Raw genomic sequence first — 17,688 nt, 5'->3', positions numbered from 1 at the left:
CGGGAACGACATGATCGAGACCCTCGGCGAACCCGGCGTCCTGCGCGCGCGCGTGGCGGCATGGAAGCGCGACGGCCTGCGTGTGGGCTTCGTGCCGACGATGGGCAACCTGCACGACGGGCACTTCTCGCTGGTGCGTCTGGCCCGGCGGCATGCCGATCGCGTGGTCGCCAGCGTGTTCGTCAATCCCACCCAGTTCGGGCCGAACGAGGACTATGCGCGCTATCCGCGCACGCCGGAGCGCGATGCCGCCGGACTCGCAGCCGCCGGTTGCGACCTGCTATGGCTGCCGGCGGTGGACACCATGTATCCCTACGGCGCCGACCAGGCCGTGCGCATGCGCGTGCCGGGCATCACCGACGTGCTCGACGGCGCCCATCGCCCGGGGCACTTCGATGGCGTGGCGACCGTGGTCTCGCGCCTGTTCAACCAGGTGCAACCCGACGTGGCCGCATTCGGGCGCAAGGACTACCAGCAGCTCGCCGTGATCCGCTACCTGGTGCGCGACCTGGCGTTCCCGATCGAACTGCTTGCGGGTGAAACCGAGCGCGAGGCCGACGGGCTGGCGATGAGTTCGCGCAACCAGTACCTCGACGCGGCGCAGCGTGCGGTCGCGCCGGAGATCTACCGCACGCTGCAGGCGATGCGCGACGCGGTGCTGGCAGGCCGGGAACCGGCCGTGGTCGAGGCCGAAGCGATGAAGCACCTGCGGCGTCACGCCTTCGATGTCGACTACGCGGTGGTGCGGCGCGCGGACCTGTCCGATACGGCGGGGCGCGCGGTCGCCGGGCCGCACGTGGCGCTGGTCGCCGCTCGCCTGGGCGGGACCCGGCTGATCGACAACCTCGAGTTCGTCCTCGCCGCCGCCTGAGCGTGCTTCGCGCGTCATGGCGCGATCGCCGATCGATCCTATACTTCGCATCTCGGGTCGCGGACCTTGCCTGCGGAATGCAGGCCGGAGGGTACGGTCCGTATCGGCCACGGCGCCGCGGGCAGCGCGCTGCGGTCCAGGCTCTGTCCTCCCCTACCACTGAAACAGGCAGTCGACCATGTCGGAATTCGCGGCCCTTCGTTCCCACGCCACGCGTCTCGCGGGTAGCCCGGTGTCGCGGCTGCTGCAGGACGATCCGGGGCGCGCGAGCCGTCTCGCGCTGCGCGTCGGGCCGCTGTACGCCAATTTCGCGCGCCAGGGATTCGATGCGTCGGCGCTCGACGCGCTGTTCGTGCTCGCCGAGGACGCCGGCTTCGCGTCCGCGATGCGCCGCCTGCTCGATGGCGAGACGGTCAACGCCACCGAGGGCCGTGCCGCCCTGCACACGGCCCTGCGCGGCGCCACGTCGGATGCGCCATTCGCGCGCGAATGCGTCGCGCAGGCGGCCGCGGCACGCACCCGCATGGCGGAGATGATCGGGCACCTGGCCGCCAGCGACGTCACCGACATCGTCAGCGTCGGCATCGGCGGTTCCGACCTCGGCCCGCGGCTGGTGGCCGACGCGCTCGCGCTGCCGGGCGCGCGCTTCCGCGTGCATTTCCTGTCGAACGTCGACGGCAATGCCGCGCGGCGCACGCTGGCGGGACTGGATCCGGCGAAGACCGCGGCGATCCTGATCTCCAAGACCTTCGGCACCCAGGAGACCCTGCTCAACGGCGGCATCGTCCGCGACTGGCTCGGCGATGCGGCGGCGCTCGACGGCGGGCGCGTGTACGCGGTCAGCGCCAACGTCGAGCGTGCCGCCGCGTTCGGCATCGCGCCGGAGCGGATCCTGCCGATGTGGGACTGGGTGGGCGGGCGCTATTCCCTGTGGTCGGCCGTCGGGTTCCCGATCGCGCTGGCGATCGGCATGGACCGCTTCGAGGAACTGCTCGCCGGTGCGGCGGAACTCGATGCGCACGCGGCCGGCGCCGCGCCGCGCGAGAACCTCGTGTTCCTGCACGCCCTGACCGCGCTGTGGAACCGCAATGCGCTCGGCCTGGCGACCCAGGCGGTGCTGCCCTACGACGAGCGCCTGAAGCTGCTGCCGAACTACCTGCAGCAGCTGGTGATGGAAAGCCTCGGCAAGTCGGCCCGGCTGGACGGGGCGCCGCTGCACGAAGACACCGTTCCGGTATGGTGGGGCGGCCCGGGCACGGATACCCAGCACAGCTTCTTCCAGGCGCTGCACCAGGGCACCCAGGTGGTTCCCGCCGATTTCATCGGCGTGGTCCGCAGCGACGACGGTTACGCGCAGAACCATCGTGCGCTGCTGGCCAACCTGCTGGCGCAGACGCAGGCGCTGGCGAACGGCCAGGCCAGCGACGACCCGCATCGCGCCTACGCCGGCAACCGCCCGAGCACGCTCATCCTGCTCGATGCGCTGACCCCGCATGCGCTCGGCGCGCTGATCGCGCTGTATGAGCACAGCGTCTACCTGCAGTCGGTGGCATGGGGCATCAATGCCTTCGACCAGTTCGGCGTCGAACTGGGCAAGCAGGTGGCGAACACGCTGCTGCCGGCGCTGGAGGGCAAGGCGCGTGCGGACGATCCGGTGACGCAGGCGTTGCTGGACGAGATCGCCACGCGCGGCTGAGGCCCGCACTCGCCGGATTGCGGGTCGCGAACGAGAACTCAGCGAGACCACGATCAGCAGCAGCTAGAGCATGCCGAAGCAGCGAGAGCATGCGAACAGGCAGGCGGCGTCGAGCCGCCCGTACGCTGTCATTCCGAGCGCAGCGAGGAATCTGCAGATCGCCGCCGCGGGCGCGGCTAGGGGCTAGACGGCTTCCCGTTCCCCGCCGGCGGGAACGGCGGACGCCGGTCCGCCGGATTCGCCGTGCCGCCGCAGCGCCCACGCCACGTGTTCCCGCACCACGGGATCTTCCGCTTCCCGCCGCGATCGCAGGGCTGCGACCACTTCGGGCGAAGTCGCCGCATTGCCCAGCGCCACCGCGATGTTGCGCAGCCAGCGCGCGTGGCCGCTGCGGCGGATCGCCGAGCCCTCGGTGCGCTGCAGGAACTCGTCCTCGCTCCAGGCGAACAGCTCGGCCAGCGTCGCCTGGTCGAGGTTGTTCCTGGCGCGGAAATCCGGTTCGTCGGTGCGCCGCGCGAACTTGTTCCAGGGGCACACCAGCTGGCAGTCGTCGCAGCCGAAGATGCGGTTGCCGATCAGCGGCCGCAGCGCTTCGTCGATCGCGCCCTCGTGTTCGATGGTGAGATAGGAGATGCAGCGCCGCGCATCGAGCCGGTGCGGCGCGACGATCGCCCGGGTCGGGCAGATCTCGATGCAGCGCACGCAACTGCCGCAATGCGCAGTGGCGGGCGGGTCGACCGGCAGCGGCAGGTCGACGTAGATCTCGCCGAGGAAGAACCACGAGCCGCCATCGCGGTCGATCAGGCAGGTGTGCTTGCCGATCCAGCCCAGGCCCGCGTTGCGCGCCAGCGCACGTTCGAGCACCGGCGCCGAATCGACGAACACGCGGTGGCCGAACGGCCCGATCTCGCCGGCGATGCGGTCGGCGAGACCCTGCAGGCGGTTGCGCATGAGCTTGTGGTAGTCGCGCCCCAGCGCATAGCGCGCGACGTAGGCGCGGCTGTCGTCCTCGAGCGTGCGCCAGGCCTGCTCCGGGTCCTGGCCATGGTCGAGGCCGACCGAAAGCACCCGCACCGTCCCGGGCACCAGTTCGCGCGGGCGCGAGCGCTTGTCGCCGTGGCGCGCCATCCAGTCCATCGTCCCGTACAGGCCGCGGGCCAGCCAGTCGCGCAGGAAGGCTTCGTCCTCGCCGAGTTCGACCCCGGCGATGCCGCAGCGCTGGAAGCCCGCCTCGCGCGCCAGCGCCTTGATGCGCAGGGCGAGCGCGGCCGGGTCGGGCAGGGGCGTGCGGGCGGCGGGCGTGGACATCCCCGAAGTATAGAATCCGGGCGATGGACGCCGTTTCCCGCTCCCACGATCGCGGCACGCCGCTGTACGACGGCGCCGCGCTGCGCGCGCTCGAGGCGGAGATGGCCGCGCGGCTCGGCGACGGGTTCGCGCTGATGGCGCGCGCCGGGCAGGCGGCCTGGCGCGAACTGCTGGCGCACTGGCCGGACGTGCAGCGCATCGTCGTGGTCTGCGGGCCGGGCAACAACGGCGGCGACGGCTATGAACTGTGCCGGCTCGCGCACCAGTCCGGGCGCGATGCGCGGGTGCTGCGCATCGAGGCGCACGCCCCGCGCAGCGAACTCGCGCAGCGCGCCTGCGAGGCCTATCGCGAGGCCGGCGGGCGGATCAAGGCGTTCAGCGACGGCTTCGGCCGCGCGCAGCTGGTGGTCGACGCGCTGTTCGGCATCGGCCTGTCGCGCGAGCCGGACGCGGATGCGGCGCGGGTCATCGATGCGATCAACGCCTCCGGGCTGCCGGTGTTCTCGCTGGACGTGCCGAGCGGGCTGGATGCGGACCGGGGCAGCGCGCCCGGACGGGTGGTCCATGCGACGCACACGCTGCAACTGCTCGCGCCGCACGCCGGGCTCTACACCGGCGCTGCCGCACGCTCCGCCGGGTCGCTGGCACTGAGCACGCTCGAGGCCGACGAGGCGTTGGCCGGAGCGCCGGTGGCGGCGTACCGGCTGGACCCGGACGACCTGCGCGGCTGGATCGCGCCGCGCGTGCGCGATGCCCACAAGGGCGACAGCGGACACGTGCTGTGCATCGGTGGCGACACCGGCAAGGGTGGCGCCGCGATCCTCGCGGCCGAGGCGGCCTTGCGCTGCGGTGCGGGGCTGGTGAGCGTGGCGACGCGGCCGGTTCACGTGCCGGCGCTGCTGGCGCGTCGCCCGGAGGCCATGGCCCACGGCGTCGACGCGGGCGGGTCGCTGGAACCGCTGCTGGCGCAGGCGGACGTGATCGCGCTCGGGCCCGGGCTCGGGCAGGGCGAGTGGGGCGCCGCGCTCTACGAACAGGCGCTGGCGGCGTCGACACCGCTGGTGCTCGATGCCGACGCGCTCAACCTGCTGGCGCAGCGCACCCGGGTGCTGCCCGCCGGCACCATCCTCACCCCGCACCCGGGGGAGGCGGCGCGCCTGCTCGGTTTCACCGCCGCCGAAGTGCAGGCGAACCGCTTCGCGGCGGCCCGGCTGCTGGCGGAGATGTTCGGCTGCGTGGTCGTGCTCAAGGGCGCGGGCACGCTGGTCGCGGCGCCCGAACAGGTGCCGCGCGTGATCGCGGCCGGCAACCCAGGCATGGCCGTGGGCGGGATGGGCGACCTGCTCACCGGTTGCATCGCCGCGCTGCGCGCGCAGGACTTCCCGGCGTTCGAATCCGCCTGCTGCGGCGCGCTGCTGCATGCGGTCGCGGGCGATACCGCCGCGCAGGCCGGCGAGCGAGGACTGCTGCCGTGCGACCTGCTGGACCCAATGCGTACCTGGGCGAACGGCGGGCCGTCGGCGTGACGTCCTTCTTCCTCGAGGACGAGACCGCGACCCGCGCCTTGGGCGCCCGCCTCGCGCGGACCGCGCCGGGGCAGTCCGTGGTCTACCTGCATGGCGATCTGGGCGCGGGCAAGTCAACGCTGGCACGCGCCTGGCTGCGCGAACTCGGCGTGACCGGGACCGTGCGCAGCCCGACCTACACCCTGGTCGAGCGCTATCCGCTGGCGACCGGCGGCGAGGCCCTGCACCTGGACCTGTACCGCATCGGTGATGCCGGCGAACTGGAATTCCTCGGCCTGGACGATGCCCGGGGCGCGCTCTGGCTGGTGGAATGGCCGGATCGTGGCGCGGCCGCCCTGCCGCCGGCTGACCTGCATGTGCGCCTCGCCCTGGACGGAGAGGGCCGGTCGGCGGTTCTGGCCGCCGGGAGCGGGTCCGGGGAAGCGTGGCTGCGCCGGGTGGAAGAAGTGGGCGAGTTGCATCGGATATCTGAACCGAACCCATAGGAAAGACGGGCAGGTGACCGATTTGAAAGGAAAAGTGCGTTGCAAATGGAGGTCATCAGTGATTGACTATCGACATGCGCACGAGGGGGCAAGACGTCCAACAGATTCTGCTTGGCCTGGCGCTGCTCGCAGCGCTGGTCTGGAATCTCGCGTACGCGTCTGAAATCAGGGCGGTCCAGCTCGGCAGCGGGCCCACCGGCACGCGCGCCGAACTGCAGGTGGATCGCGAAGCGGGCTTCAGGCTGATCACCCTGCAGAATCCGCATCGGCTGGTCGTGGACCTGCCTGGAAGCCAGCCGGCGGGCAAGCTCGCCCTGCCGCCGCCGGCGGGCGTGGTCAAGGCGGTCCGCAGCGGACAGCCGGAGCCGGGCACTACCCGCATCGTCTTCGATCTCGCCGCCCCGGTCGTCGCACTCGAGCCCCGGTACGAGACGGGCCCGCAGGGCACGCGACTGGTCATCGAGTGGCCGGGCGAGGAGCATGGCGATCCGATCGCGCAGATCGCCGCGACCTCCACGGCGCGTTCCGCGCCTGCCCCCGCTCCGGCAGCGACGACCCCCGCCACGGCCACGGCCACGGCCGGGCCGCCAGCCCGCGATCCGGCGCTGGCGTCGGCTGCCGCGACCTCGCGCCTGGTGGCCGAACTGCGCGCCGCAGGCCGGGCCGCGCAGGCCCCCGTTGCCTCGAACTCGAACCCGGCATCGCCGCCGCAACCGCAGTCGACGAACGCCCAGTCGTTGCCGCGTACGGTGCCGACCTCTCCCGCGCCGACGGCCCCGGCAGCCACCATGGCGGCCGCCGTCACGCCCGCTTCCGCGCCTCCGCTGGCGGCCCCGCCGCCCCCGGCGCGCGCCATCACCGCGGGGACACGGCCCCTGGTGATCGCGATCGATGCCGGCCACGGTGGCCAGGATCCCGGTGCCATCGGTCCTTCCGGCAAGCGCGAGAAGGACATCACGCTCGCGATCGCGCGCGAGCTCGCGCGCCAGATCAACGCCACCCCCGGCCTGCGCGCGCACTTGGTGCGCGACCGCGACGTGTTCATTCCCCTGCCGAATCGCGCCCGGATCGCCCGCCAGGCGAAGGCCGACATGTTCATCTCGATCCACGCCGACGCCGCCGAGAACCGCAATGCCAAGGGTTCTTCCGTGTACGTGCTGTCGCTGCGCGGCGCGTCCTCGCAGCGCGCGCGCTGGCTGGCCGAGAAGGAGAACGCGGCCGACCTGATCGGCGGCGTACGCGTCGCCTCCTCCGGCGACGCGGTGCTCACCAACGTGCTGCTCGACCTGACCCAGAGCGGGCAGCTGAAGGCCTCGGAGGACGCGGGCAACCACATCCTCGCCGGCCTCAAGCGCATCGGCAACAACCACAAGCCGCATATCGAGCGCGCCAACTTCGCGGTGCTGCGCACCTCGGACATGCCGGCGATGCTGGTCGAGACCGCGTTCCTCTCGAATCCCGACGAGGAGAAGCGGCTGATCGATCCGAAGTTCCAGGGCACGGTGGCGCGCGCGATCCTCGATGGCGTGCACACCTACTTCTCCAGCCAGCCGCCTCCGGGCACGCTGTACGCGGCACGCGCCGCCGCAGACCGCGTCGCCAGCACCGGCGGCAGCCCGTAGCCGGAAGGCACCCCGCCCACCGCGCCGGTATCATGCGCGGGTGGCGATCCGACAACTCCCCGACACCCTGGTCAACCAGATCGCCGCAGGCGAAGTGGTCGAGCGCCCGGCGTCCGTGGTCAAGGAACTGGTCGAGAACGCGCTCGACGCCGGCGCCGGCCGCATCGACATCGACCTGGAAGAGGGCGGCGTGCGCCTGATCCGGGTGCGCGACGACGGTGGCGGCATGCCTGCCGAAGAACTGCCGCTGGCGGTCTCGCGCCATGCCACCAGCAAGATCGCCAGCCTCGACGACCTGGAGGCGGTGGCCACGCTCGGTTTCCGTGGCGAAGCGCTGCCGTCGATCGCGTCGGTGAGCCGGTTCCTGATCGCGACCCGGCGCGGCGACCAGGCGCATGGCGCGGCGCTGGCGGTGGAAGGCGGGCGCGTCGGCGAGGTGGTCCCGAAGCAGCAGCCACCCGGCACCACCGTCGAGGTCCGCGACCTGTTCTACAACGTGCCGGCGCGGCGCAAGTTCCTGCGCGCCGAGCGCACCGAACTCGGGCACATCGAGGAATGGCTGCGTTCGCTCGCACTGGCGCGCCCGGACGTGGAACTGCGCGTGTCGCACAACGGCAAGCCGTCGCGTCGCTACCGCGCATTCGCCGAAGCGGGCGGCGGGCTGTTCACCGGCGAGCGGCTGGGCGAGACGCTGGGAGAGGATTTCGCGAAACAGGCGCTGCGCATCGAACACGAGGGCGCCGGGCTGCGCCTGCACGGCTGGATCGCGCAGCCGGCGTACTCGCGCGCCAGCGCCGACCAGCAGTACGTCTACGTCAACGGGCGCCCGGTGCGCGACCGCAACATCGCGCACGCGGCGAAACAGGCGTTCGCCGACGTGATGTACCACGGCCGGCAGCCGGCATACGTGCTGTTCCTGGCGCTCGACCCGACCCGCGTCGACGTCAACGTGCATCCGGCCAAGCACGAGGTCCGGTTCCGCGATTCGCGGCTGGTGCACGATTTCGTCTACCGCACCCTGCATGCCGCGCTGGCGGAAACGCGCGCGGGCACCACGGCCCTCCCGACGGCGGAGACCGCCACGATTTCTGGCGCGTCGACGGGCGTGCCGGGACGGTCGTTCCCGGGTGCGCTGCTGGCCACGACGCAGACGATGCCGCAATCGGCCTCGCAGGTGCCGATGCGGCTGCAGGTCGACGAAGCGCGCGCGGCCTACTCGGCGTTGTACGCGGCCAACGAGGAGCGGCCGGTGCTGCCGCGCGCGGACGAGTCGGCCGGAGTACCGCCGCTGGGTTACGCGGTCGCGCAGCTGCACGGCATCTACATCCTGTCCGAGGCGGCCGACGGCCTGATCGTGGTCGACATGCACGCCGCGCACGAGCGCATCGGCTACGAGCGCCTGAAGTCCGCGCACGACAGCGAGGGCCTGCGCGCGCAGCCGTTGCTGGTGCCGCAGTCCGTCGCCGTATCCGAGCGCGAAGCCGACCTGGCCGAGCAGGAGGCCGCGATCCTGGCCGAGCTCGGGTTCGAGGTGTCGCGCGCCGGGCCGCAGTCGCTGCTGCTGCGCAGCGTGCCGGCCCTGCTCGCGCATGGCGATGTCGAGGCCCTGCTGCGGGACGTGCTCGCCGACCTGCGCGAACACGGCGAGAGCCTGCGCATCCGCGGCGCCCGCGACGAGCTGCTGTCGACCATGGCCTGCCACGGCGCGGTGCGTGCCAACCGGCGGCTGACGGTTCCGGAAATGAATGCGCTTCTGCGGCAGATGGAGGCGACGGAGCGCTCCGGACAATGCAATCATGGGCGCCCGACCTGGGCGCATTTCCCGCTGCCCGAGATCGATCGCTGGTTCCTGAGGGGGCGTTGAGCATGTTGAAGGGCGTATCGAGGATGACGTGTGCATTGCTGGCGACCGCGCTGGCTGCGTGCGGCGGGGGATCAACGGGCGGCGATGTCGCGCAAGCCACCGCCGAGACGGCGCCGGCCGATCCGGCGTTCGTGGCGGACAACGAGGCGTGGCGCGTGCAGCGTCGCGAGCGCCTGCTGCAGCCGCACGGCTGGGCCAGCCTGATCGGCCTGCACTGGATCGAGCTGCCTGCGCACTACGTCGGCAGCGGCGCGACCAGCGGCATCCGCCTGGCGAAGGGGCCGGAGCGCATGGGGCTGCTGCAGCAGCAGGGCGGCAAGGTGTTCCTGACGCCCGAACCCGATGCGGTGCTGACGGTCGACGGTACGCCGGCCAAAGGCCGGTTCGAGCTGCTGCCGGACATCTCGGGAACACCCACCCTGGTGGGCTTCGACGAGGGCAAGGGCCAGCTGGGCCTGGTCGATCGCAACGGTCGCAAGGCGCTGCGCGTCAGCCACGCCGAGGCGGCGACGCTGACCGGGCTCGGCCCGCTCGACTACTGGCCCGCGGATCCCTCCTGGCGCATCGCCGCGCGCTTCGTTCCGCATCCGGCAGGCAAGACCATTCCGATCATGGACATCACCAGCCAGCAGGCGCCGCAGCCCAACCCGGGGGCCGTGGAGTTCGAGCATGGCGGAAACAGCTACCGGATCGAGGCGCTGGAAGGCGAGGAGGGCGGGCTGTTCCTGGTATTCGCCGACCGCACCAGCGGACACGACAGCTACGCCGCTGGGCGCTATCTCTACACCGATGCACCGGCCGCCGACGGCACGGTGTTCGTCGACTTCAACCGCGCCTACAACCCGCCGTGCGTGTTCACCGATTACGCCACCTGTCCGCTGCCGCCGCCGGAGAACCGCCTCGACCTGGCGATCACCGCTGGCGAGAAGAAGTACGTCAGGCCGTCGACCTGAGCGCCCCGGGTCACCTCCGTACCGGAGGCTGCGTCGAAGACATCCCGCTGGCACACCCCGACAAGGACACACGATGACATCTCGCTGGAAGACGCCGCGCCACCTGCTCCGTTCCGCGTTCGCCGCCTTCGCCCTGCTGGCGTTCGCCGGGGCGTTGCACGCCGACACCGCGCGCGACGGCGCGCCCGTTCCGCTGCTGTGGAAGGTCTCGGACGACGACAATTCGCTCTACCTGCTCGGCTCGTTCCACCTGCTCAAGCCGGAGGACTACCCGTTGTCGCGCGACGTCGACGCCGCCTTCGCCGACGCGGAGAAGCTGGTGTTCGAGATCCCGCCGGAGGAACTGGGCTCGCCCGCGCTGGGCATGCAGATGGGCCAGGCCGCGCTGCGCACGGACGGCACCGCGCTCGACAGCGAACTGCCGGGCGAGACGAAGCAGGCGCTGGCGGCGTGGCTGGAGGCGAACGCGGCCGAACTGCAGAAGCTGCAGATGACGCCGCAGACCCTGCAACTGTTCGAACCGTGGTTCGCCGGGCTGATGGTGGCGATCGTGGAAATGGGCAAGGCCGGGCTCGATCCGGCGCTGGGGCTCGACGCCAATCTCGCGCAGAAGGCCAGCCAGGCGGGCAAGCCCACCGCCGGGCTGGAAACGGGCGCCGAACAGATCGCCTTCCTCGACGGCATGGACCGGGCAGAACAACTGCAGTTCCTGCAGGAATCGCTGACCACCGCCGAGGAGGGCCGCGCCCAGATCGACGAACTCCACGCTGCCTGGCGCCGGGGCGATGCGGATGCGCTCTGGAGCGGGATGGCCGCGGACATGCGCAAGCAGTTCCCGAAGCTCTACCGCCGGATCAACGTCGAACGCAACGACGCCTGGGTCCCGAAGCTCGAGGCGAAGCTCCAGGCTTCGGGCACCGACGACACCCTGGTCGTCGTCGGCGCATTACACCTCCTCGGCGAGGACGGCGTAGTCGAAAAGCTGCGCGCGAAGGGGTACGAGGTCGAGCGCATCTGCAGCGCCTGCGCTGCTGCTGGCGCTGCGAGGTAAGCGTTCGAGCCCGCATAGGCACCGTCGCAGCACACCCCGTCGCAACGACCGGGTGCCGCCGCTACGGGTCGACGGGCTGCAGTTCGATGCAGTCCACCGGGCAGGCCGGCACGCACAGCTCGCAGCCCGTGCACAGCGGCGCGATGACCGTGTGCATGAGCTTGCTGCCGCCAATGATGGCGTCCACCGGGCAGGCCTGGATGCATTTGGTGCAGCCGATGCAGTCGGCTTCGACCACGAGGGCGACCTGTGCAGGCTTGTGCATGCCGCGCGCGCGGTCGTAGGCAAGGGGTTCGACATCGAGCAGGCGCGCCAGCGCCCGCGCGCCGTCGTCGCCGCCGGGAGGGCAGTGGTCGACGCCCGCCTCGCCCCGGGCCATGGCCTCGGCATACGGGCGACAGCCGTCGAAGCCGCACTGGCCGCACTGGGTCTGCGGCAGCAGCCGGTCGAGGCGTTCGGCGAGGTCGTGCTGGCGGGCGATGCTCATGCGGGCGGCTTGACCGTTGCGATTCGCCCGGCGGGGCACGATCCTGCGGTCAGCGCACCGGCATGCCGGGCAGCGCGCCCGCGTCGGCGTCGAGCAGCGCGAGCGCGCCGCCGTCGAAGCCGGCCGAGAGGATCATTCCCTCGCTGACCCCGAAGCGCATCTTGCGCGGTGCGAGGTTGGCGATGAACACCACGTTGCGGCCGACGAGCGCATCGGGCTCGCCGTAGCTGGCACGGATGCCGGAGAAAATCTGCCGCTGACCCAGTTCGCCGGCGTCGAGCAGGAAGCGCAGCAGCTTGTCCGAGCCTTCGACGAAGCCGCACTCCAGGACCTTGCCCACGCGCAGGTCGAGCCTGGCGAAATCCTCGATCCCGATGAAGCCGGTACCTGTCCCGCCAGCGGGCGAGGCCTCGGGGGCGGACACGGCCACCGCCTTCGCGTCGCCGCCCTTCTCGGGTTTGGCTTCACCGGCCGGTGCGGCGAACGTGTCCTTGCTGGCTTCGGTCATGGCTTCGATCTGCTTCGGGTCGATACGGGTGAACAGCGGTGCATAAGGCGCGAGCGAACGCCCCGCCAGCGTGGTGCGCGTGCCCGGGCACAGCGTCACGCCGAGGTAGGCCTCCGCGCCCGCGATCACCGTGGGCAGGATCGGCTTGAGCATGGCGGCGAGATCCGCGAACGCCTGCAATGCCGTGGACAGTACCAGGTGCAGGTCGGCGCGGCGTGCCGGATCCCTCGCCAGCGTCCACGGTGCGGTCTGCGCGATGTATTCGTTGGTCCAGTCGGCCGCCTCCATCGCGGCGCGGGCCACCGCCGCGAAGTTGCCCGCCTCGTAGTGCGCGGGCGCGGTCCGCAGGGTATCGAGCACCTTCGAAAGCAGTGCCCCGGCCTGCGCGGCCCAGCTGTCCGACACGCCGACCGGCGGGCCGGAGGCGAGGGTATTGTCGAACTGCCCCTGCAGCAGCTTCGCGCAACGGCTGGCGATGTTGACGAACTTGCCGACCAGGTCGCTGTTCACCCGGGCGACGAAGTCCGACAGGTTGAGGTCGACGTCGTCGACGCCGCCGGAGGACTTGGTGGCGAAGTAATAACGCAGCGCCTCGGGATCGAGGCCGCTGTCGAGGTAGGTGCGCGCCATCACGAAGGTGCCGCGCGACTTCGACATCTTCGCGCCGTCGACGGTCAGGTAACCGTTCACGTGCAGGCGCTCCGGCAGGCGCAGGCCGTTGCCGGCCAGCACCGCGGGCCAGAACAGGCCATGGAAATTGACGATGTCCTTGCCGATGAAGTGGCGCAGCTCGGCATGCGCGCCAGGGCGGAGCATGGCCTCGAACGCCGCCTCGTCGAAGTCCGGCGCCCGGCCGCTGCGCGCGAGCGCGAGCAGGCTGGAGAAATAGCCGATCGGCGCATCGAGCCAGACGTAGAAGTACTTGCCCGGGTGGCCCGGAATCTCGAAGCCGAAGTAGGGCGCGTCGCGCGAGATGTCCCAGTCGCGCAGGCCGCCCTCGGCGTCGATCCACTCGCGCAGCTTGGCCTTGACGCCTGGAATGGCGACATCGCCCTGCAGCCATCCGCCCAGCGTCGTGGTGAAGTCGGCGACCCGGAAGAAGAAATGTTCCGACGCGCGCAGCTCCGGGGTCGCGCCCGAGACCACGGAGTGCGGGTTCTTCAGTTCGGTCGGCGAGTAGGTCGCGCCGCAGACTTCGCAGTTGTCGCCGTACTGGTCGTCCGAACCGCAGTTGGGGCAGGTGCCCTTGACGTAGCGGTCGGGCAGGAACATCGACTTGACCGGATCGTACAGCTGGTCGATCGACCGGCGCTCGATGTGGCCACCGGCGTCCAGTGCGCGGTAGAAGCGCTCGGTCAGCTCGCGGTTCTCTTCCGAGTGCGTGGAGTGGTACCAGTCGAAGTCGACGCCGAAGTCGGCGAAGTCGCGCTGCTGGCTCGCCTGAGTGAGCTTGATGAAGTCCCCGGGCGCGACTCCAGCCTTTTCCGCCGCCAGCATGATCGGCGTGCCGTGGGTGTCGTTGGCGCACACGAAGCGCACCGTGCCGCCGGCCATGCGCCGCGCCCGGACCCAGATGTCGGCCTGGATGTATCCGACCAGGTGGCCGATGTGCAGGTGCCCGTTGCCGTAGGGCAGGGCGCTGGTGACGATGGCGGGGCGGGGCATGTCGCGGGCGCTTCGGAGGGGACGCGGATTATCGCATGCGCGCCGATCGCGGCCGCCCGAAAGCGAAGGCCCGGCGGATGCCGGGCCTTGGGCCGTACCTGGAAGACGCCCTGCGTCTGCGGGCCGCTACTGCCGCACCCACACCTGGGACTTGCAGATGAAGGCCACGCAGCCCGAAACCTCGAGCTTGTCGCCACCCTCGATCAGTTCCATCTTCGACTTGTAGACCTTGCCCTCGTCGGGCTTGAGGATGGTTCCACCGGAATAGGCATCGTCGTCGCGCTTCATGCCACGGATGATCTCCATCCCGGTGATGGGCTTGCCCTTGCGGTCGTCCTTGCACTTGTCGCAGGTCGGGTTGGGCTTGCTGGGATTCAACAACTCGACGATGCGGCCGCCCAGCGTGCCGTCGGCGGCCTGGGCGATCTCCACGATCGACTTGGCCTGGCCGGTCTCGTCGTCGATGGTCTTCCAGCGGCCTTCGGCGGGGTCGGCGGCGAGGGCGGGAGCAAGCGCCAACAGGAGTGTGGCAGTCAGGAAAACGGAGACAGTGATACGCATCGCAACTCCTGGAGATGGCTGGAAGATACCTGGTACTTTCGCACGTTGCGAGCCGGGCAGGAGAGCCTACTTCAGGGGTTCCGCGCCCAGACCCTGCTCGTCTCGCTCGGGAGTGGCCGGCTCGGTCGCGTCGATTAGCGGGGCCGTGTGAGGAATCCGCGACGTAGCGTCGATGGGAGCATCGTTCGCGGCCCGAATCTCGCCGACCGTGACCTTCCCGACCCTCGGTTTCATCCAGATCGCATCGTGCCACGCCATGTACTGTTCGGGATCCCAGTACTTCTCGTCGAAGAACTTCGACCCGTCAATCTGCTCGAAGCCAGCGGGCCCCGGCACGTAGATCTGGAGGCTTCCCACCGCCCCCACGCGGCTGCCGGTGATGCGGTTGCGGCCGCGCCGGATGGCCGTGGTCAGCCGCGGCTGGGCTGCATCGTCACCGTACTTGGCATAGATCTCCTGCCCGTGTTCCAGCGCCGATTGCCGCTGCGCCTCATCCAGGGAGGCCCAGTACCGTTCGCGCAATGCTACGAAACCCTCGTAGCCGCGTTCGGCCGCGAGATCCATCCACGCGTAGGCCTTTGCGGGATCACGCTCCTCAACGCCCTGCCCATTCCAAAACATCTCCGCAACCATGCCTTGGGAGGGCTTGTCAGCGTAGTAACTCGCCCGCATGAAGAAGCGCAGGGCGTCGGCTTCGCGGCCAGCCCGCATATCCTCCAGGCCCAGCAAGCGGTAGCGCAGATCCGGGTGCGCCGAGAGGAACCCAGCATTGATCATGAGCCGATCTTCGGTCGGATCGGGTGGGAGAGGGGCCTGCTGCGCCCAAGCCGCAGGGGCTGCCAGCACGGCTGCAATTGCAATCTGGAAACGAATCGACCGAATCATCTTCTTCACGACGGGACCAGTGGCGAGGCGGCTGCGCTCAGGATTGGAAAGCCGTCGACTGGCGACCAGTCCCGAAAGTCACGGCGCCATCTGCGCGGGAAAGAGGGGAGGGGCGGGAGTCGCGTCCCGCCCGGCATTCCCTTATTGCCCGATATGTCTGGAGAAGAACTCCAGCATCGCGGTGTAGAGCTTGACCCGGGCCGCCTCGTCGTAGAACCCGTGCATTTCACCTGACTGGATGATCATCCCTTCAGGCGGATTGCCCGCGGCGCGCAAGGCCTTGTCCATCAGCTCTGTCTGTTCCGGGGGGGTGCGCACGTCGCGGGCACCGGCAGCCAGATAGACCGGGATCTTCACCTCCGCCGCGCGGCGTGCCGGCGAGTTCTCGGCCCAGAAGGCCGTGCTCGTACCGTGGGTGCGCCTGAGGTACCGCTGTCCGCTTTCGGTCTCGGGGATGTCGCCCTTCTTGAACATCATGTCTACGTCATAAACGCCCACGTAGCCGAACGCGCACTTGAACATGCCTGGTGCCCGGATCGGGGCCATCAATGCCGAATAACCACCGAAACTTCCGCCATAGATGCAGATGCGGTCCGGGTCGGCGTGGCCCTGCCCGACGGCCCACTGGGTGGCATCGATGATGTCGTTCTGGATGCCCTGGCCCCACTGCTGGTGGCCCGCATCGCGGAACTCCTTGCCGTAGCCGCCCGAACCGCGGTAGTTCACCTGCAGGACGGCATACCCCCGACTCGCGAACAGTTGGGCCTCGGGGTTGAAACTCCAGTGGTCGCGCGGGCCAATGGGGCCACCGTGCGGGTTGACGATCAACGGCAAGCCTTTGCCGTTCGATCCGTTGGGAAGTGTGAGGAACCCGTGGAGGCGCCGGCCGTCACGCGCGGACAGGGTGAACGGCTTCACGGACGCCATGCGGTCCTTGTCGAGCTTGGGCCGTCGATGCATCAGGAACTTGGCGCGGCCTGAAGCGCGGTCGTACAGATACAGTTCGCCCGGATTCGAATCGCTGGATACCGAGACGACCACCGTTCCGCCGTCCCGGGTGTAACTTGAGAAATCGACCATCTGCCCTTCGAACGCGGCGGCCAGGGACGCGTAGAGTTCCGTGTCGGGATTGGTCTCGTCGACCAGCGTCACCTTCGGGGCGCCGGCCTCGGTGACCACCGCGACGAGCGCGTTGCCATCGGTCGACCAGATCAGGGTGGAGGCCTCGGAAACCTCGTCCTGGAATAGCTTGGAGAACGCGCCGGTCTCCATATCGAGGGTGCCGAGTGCTGCCGGGCGCACGCCATCGTCCAGCTCAGCGAAAACGGTCCCGTCGTCAGCCGTGCGGATGACGGACATGTGCTGGCCGTCCGACTTCGATGCATTCAGCAACGTCCAGCTGCGGCCATCGCGCCGGTACAGTTCGGTACGTTCGTCGTACTCTCCCGAATCATCCTTGCTGGACGAACAGACGGCAAAACCGGGATTTTTTTCCGCATCCAGCACTATGCTGCAGTTCTCCTTCGGGGCCCGTCCCAGCGAACTGCGCCGGCCCGTGAAGGTGTCCACCAGAAATGCTTCGGTACCCGCGCCTTCCGAGGAGCGGGGCGAGGCTGCCTGCATGACGACTTGCGTGTCGTCATCCTTGAGCGCATCCAGGAGCGTGAACCGCTCGTTGCCGACGGTCTTCCCTCGCTGGGTCGCGTCCCGCGTGCCATAGAAGATCAGTGGGCGGGGCTGGCTGCCGTCCGCGTTGACCGCGAACCACTCCCCGGTATTGAACGGTTGCGCATAGCCGCCCAGCTTCTTGACTGCATTGAACATCAGCCTGTCGGGGCTGACCCAGTGGAACGAACCGACGCTCTTGTCGTCCGGGAGCTGGTTGACCTTGAGCAGCTCGAGGGTCGCCGTACGCAGGACGACGAGTACGTCCTGCTCGCCCTTGTCGACCGTCATGGCGAGGTATTCGCCGTTCGGGGAGATCCGGACCGAGCTGTACGAGGGGTGGGATACGAAGTCTTCGATGGGCTGGGGCGCGGCGGCATGCACGGAGCATGAAACGATGAATGCAGCGAGCGCGAGCTTGAATCTGGACGAGTACGTCATCTGTTTCCCTGGCCTGCATCCGCCGAATGCGGCGAGCGCGGCTTCATGAAGGTCTGCGCCAATCACGCTGACCCGGCGTTGCCGCCGGGCCAGCGCCATT

General features: G+C 69.8%; 14 protein-coding genes. 8 read left to right on the top strand and 6 right to left on the bottom strand.

Annotated elements, in window-relative coordinates; translation table 11 throughout:
- Positions 1–10 precede the first annotated feature (10 nt).
- Together panC and pgi are read left to right on the top strand one after the other, a co-directional pair.
- The gene (panC, locus tag FZO89_RS02135) at positions 11–871 is read left to right on the top strand and encodes a pantoate--beta-alanine ligase (protein ID WP_149101716.1); all 861 of its coding nucleotides are present in this window, start codon (positions 11–13) and stop codon (positions 869–871) included.
- Positions 872–1,049: 178 nt separating this feature from the next.
- Complete coding sequence (pgi, locus tag FZO89_RS02130) at positions 1,050–2,567, top strand: glucose-6-phosphate isomerase (protein WP_149101715.1); 1,518 nt, start codon at positions 1,050–1,052, stop codon at positions 2,565–2,567.
- 183 nt (positions 2,568–2,750) lie between these two features.
- On the opposite strand, the gene queG is transcribed toward pgi, so the two are convergent.
- Positions 2,751–3,875, bottom strand: a complete 1,125-nt coding sequence (gene queG / locus FZO89_RS02125) for a tRNA epoxyqueuosine(34) reductase QueG (RefSeq protein ID WP_149101714.1) — start codon at positions 3,873–3,875, stop codon at positions 2,751–2,753.
- A 23-nt stretch (positions 3,876–3,898) separates the two neighbouring features.
- On the opposite strand from queG, the gene FZO89_RS02120 reads away from it, so the two are divergent.
- From FZO89_RS02120 to FZO89_RS02095, 6 genes are all read left to right on the top strand, one after another.
- Positions 3,899–5,401 carry an NAD(P)H-hydrate dehydratase gene (locus tag FZO89_RS02120; RefSeq protein ID WP_149101713.1) on the top strand — a complete coding sequence of 501 codons (1,503 nt, stop codon included), beginning with the start codon at positions 3,899–3,901 and terminating at the stop codon, positions 5,399–5,401.
- On the top strand, positions 5,398–5,886 hold the full coding sequence (gene tsaE, locus FZO89_RS02115; RefSeq protein ID WP_149101712.1) for a tRNA (adenosine(37)-N6)-threonylcarbamoyltransferase complex ATPase subunit type 1 TsaE: 489 nt from the start codon (positions 5,398–5,400) through the stop codon (positions 5,884–5,886). The genes FZO89_RS02120 and tsaE overlap by 4 nt, the downstream gene beginning before the upstream one ends.
- A 74-nt stretch (positions 5,887–5,960) precedes the next feature.
- Positions 5,961–7,508 (top strand): N-acetylmuramoyl-L-alanine amidase, encoded by a 1,548-nt coding sequence (locus tag FZO89_RS02110; RefSeq protein ID WP_149101711.1) that lies wholly within the window; start codon positions 5,961–5,963, stop codon positions 7,506–7,508.
- On the top strand, positions 7,408–9,372 hold the full coding sequence (gene mutL, locus FZO89_RS02105; RefSeq protein ID WP_425480410.1) for a DNA mismatch repair endonuclease MutL: 1,965 nt from the start codon (positions 7,408–7,410) through the stop codon (positions 9,370–9,372). Before FZO89_RS02110 ends, mutL begins: the two co-directional genes overlap by 101 nt.
- Positions 9,373–9,374: 2 nt before the next feature.
- The gene (locus tag FZO89_RS02100) at positions 9,375–10,325 is read left to right on the top strand and encodes a DUF1684 domain-containing protein (protein WP_187471172.1); all 951 of its coding nucleotides are present in this window, start codon (positions 9,375–9,377) and stop codon (positions 10,323–10,325) included.
- 73 nt (positions 10,326–10,398) lie between these two features.
- Positions 10,399–11,376: a TraB/GumN family protein gene (locus FZO89_RS02095; protein ID WP_149101709.1), complete on the top strand. Its 978-nt coding sequence runs from the start codon at positions 10,399–10,401 to the stop codon at positions 11,374–11,376.
- 61 nt (positions 11,377–11,437) lie between these two features.
- On the opposite strand, the gene rnfB is transcribed toward FZO89_RS02095, so the two are convergent.
- The 5 genes from rnfB to FZO89_RS02070 all read right to left on the bottom strand — a co-directional run bounded on the left by rnfB (position 11,438) and on the right by FZO89_RS02070 (position 17,687).
- Entirely contained in the window at positions 11,438–11,902 is a 465-nt protein-coding gene (gene rnfB, locus FZO89_RS02090; protein WP_262378492.1) for an Rnf electron transport complex subunit RnfB, read from the bottom strand.
- Positions 11,903–11,912: 10 nt separating this feature from the next.
- Positions 11,913–14,036, bottom strand: coding sequence for a methionine--tRNA ligase (gene metG, locus FZO89_RS02085; protein WP_149101707.1), 2,124 nt, complete (start codon positions 14,034–14,036; stop codon positions 11,913–11,915).
- Between the two features lie 126 nt (positions 14,037–14,162).
- Positions 14,163–14,597, bottom strand: coding sequence for a DUF2147 domain-containing protein (locus tag FZO89_RS02080; RefSeq protein WP_149101706.1), 435 nt, complete (start codon positions 14,595–14,597; stop codon positions 14,163–14,165).
- Between the two features lie 66 nt (positions 14,598–14,663).
- Positions 14,664–15,491, bottom strand: coding sequence for an SEL1-like repeat protein (locus FZO89_RS02075; RefSeq protein ID WP_149101705.1), 828 nt, complete (start codon positions 15,489–15,491; stop codon positions 14,664–14,666).
- A 132-nt stretch (positions 15,492–15,623) separates the two neighbouring features.
- Positions 15,624–17,687: an alpha/beta hydrolase family protein gene (locus FZO89_RS02070; protein ID WP_262378491.1), complete on the bottom strand. Its 2,064-nt coding sequence runs from the start codon at positions 17,685–17,687 to the stop codon at positions 15,624–15,626.
- Between the last annotated feature and the right edge of the window lies 1 nt (position 17,688).

It is taken from the genome of Luteimonas viscosa (genome assembly GCF_008244685.1).
In the GTDB taxonomy this organism is placed as follows: domain Bacteria; phylum Pseudomonadota; class Gammaproteobacteria; order Xanthomonadales; family Xanthomonadaceae; genus Luteimonas; species Luteimonas viscosa.
Note: the sequence above shows the minus strand (reverse complement) of the source record. Positions and strands in the feature narration are given on the sequence as shown.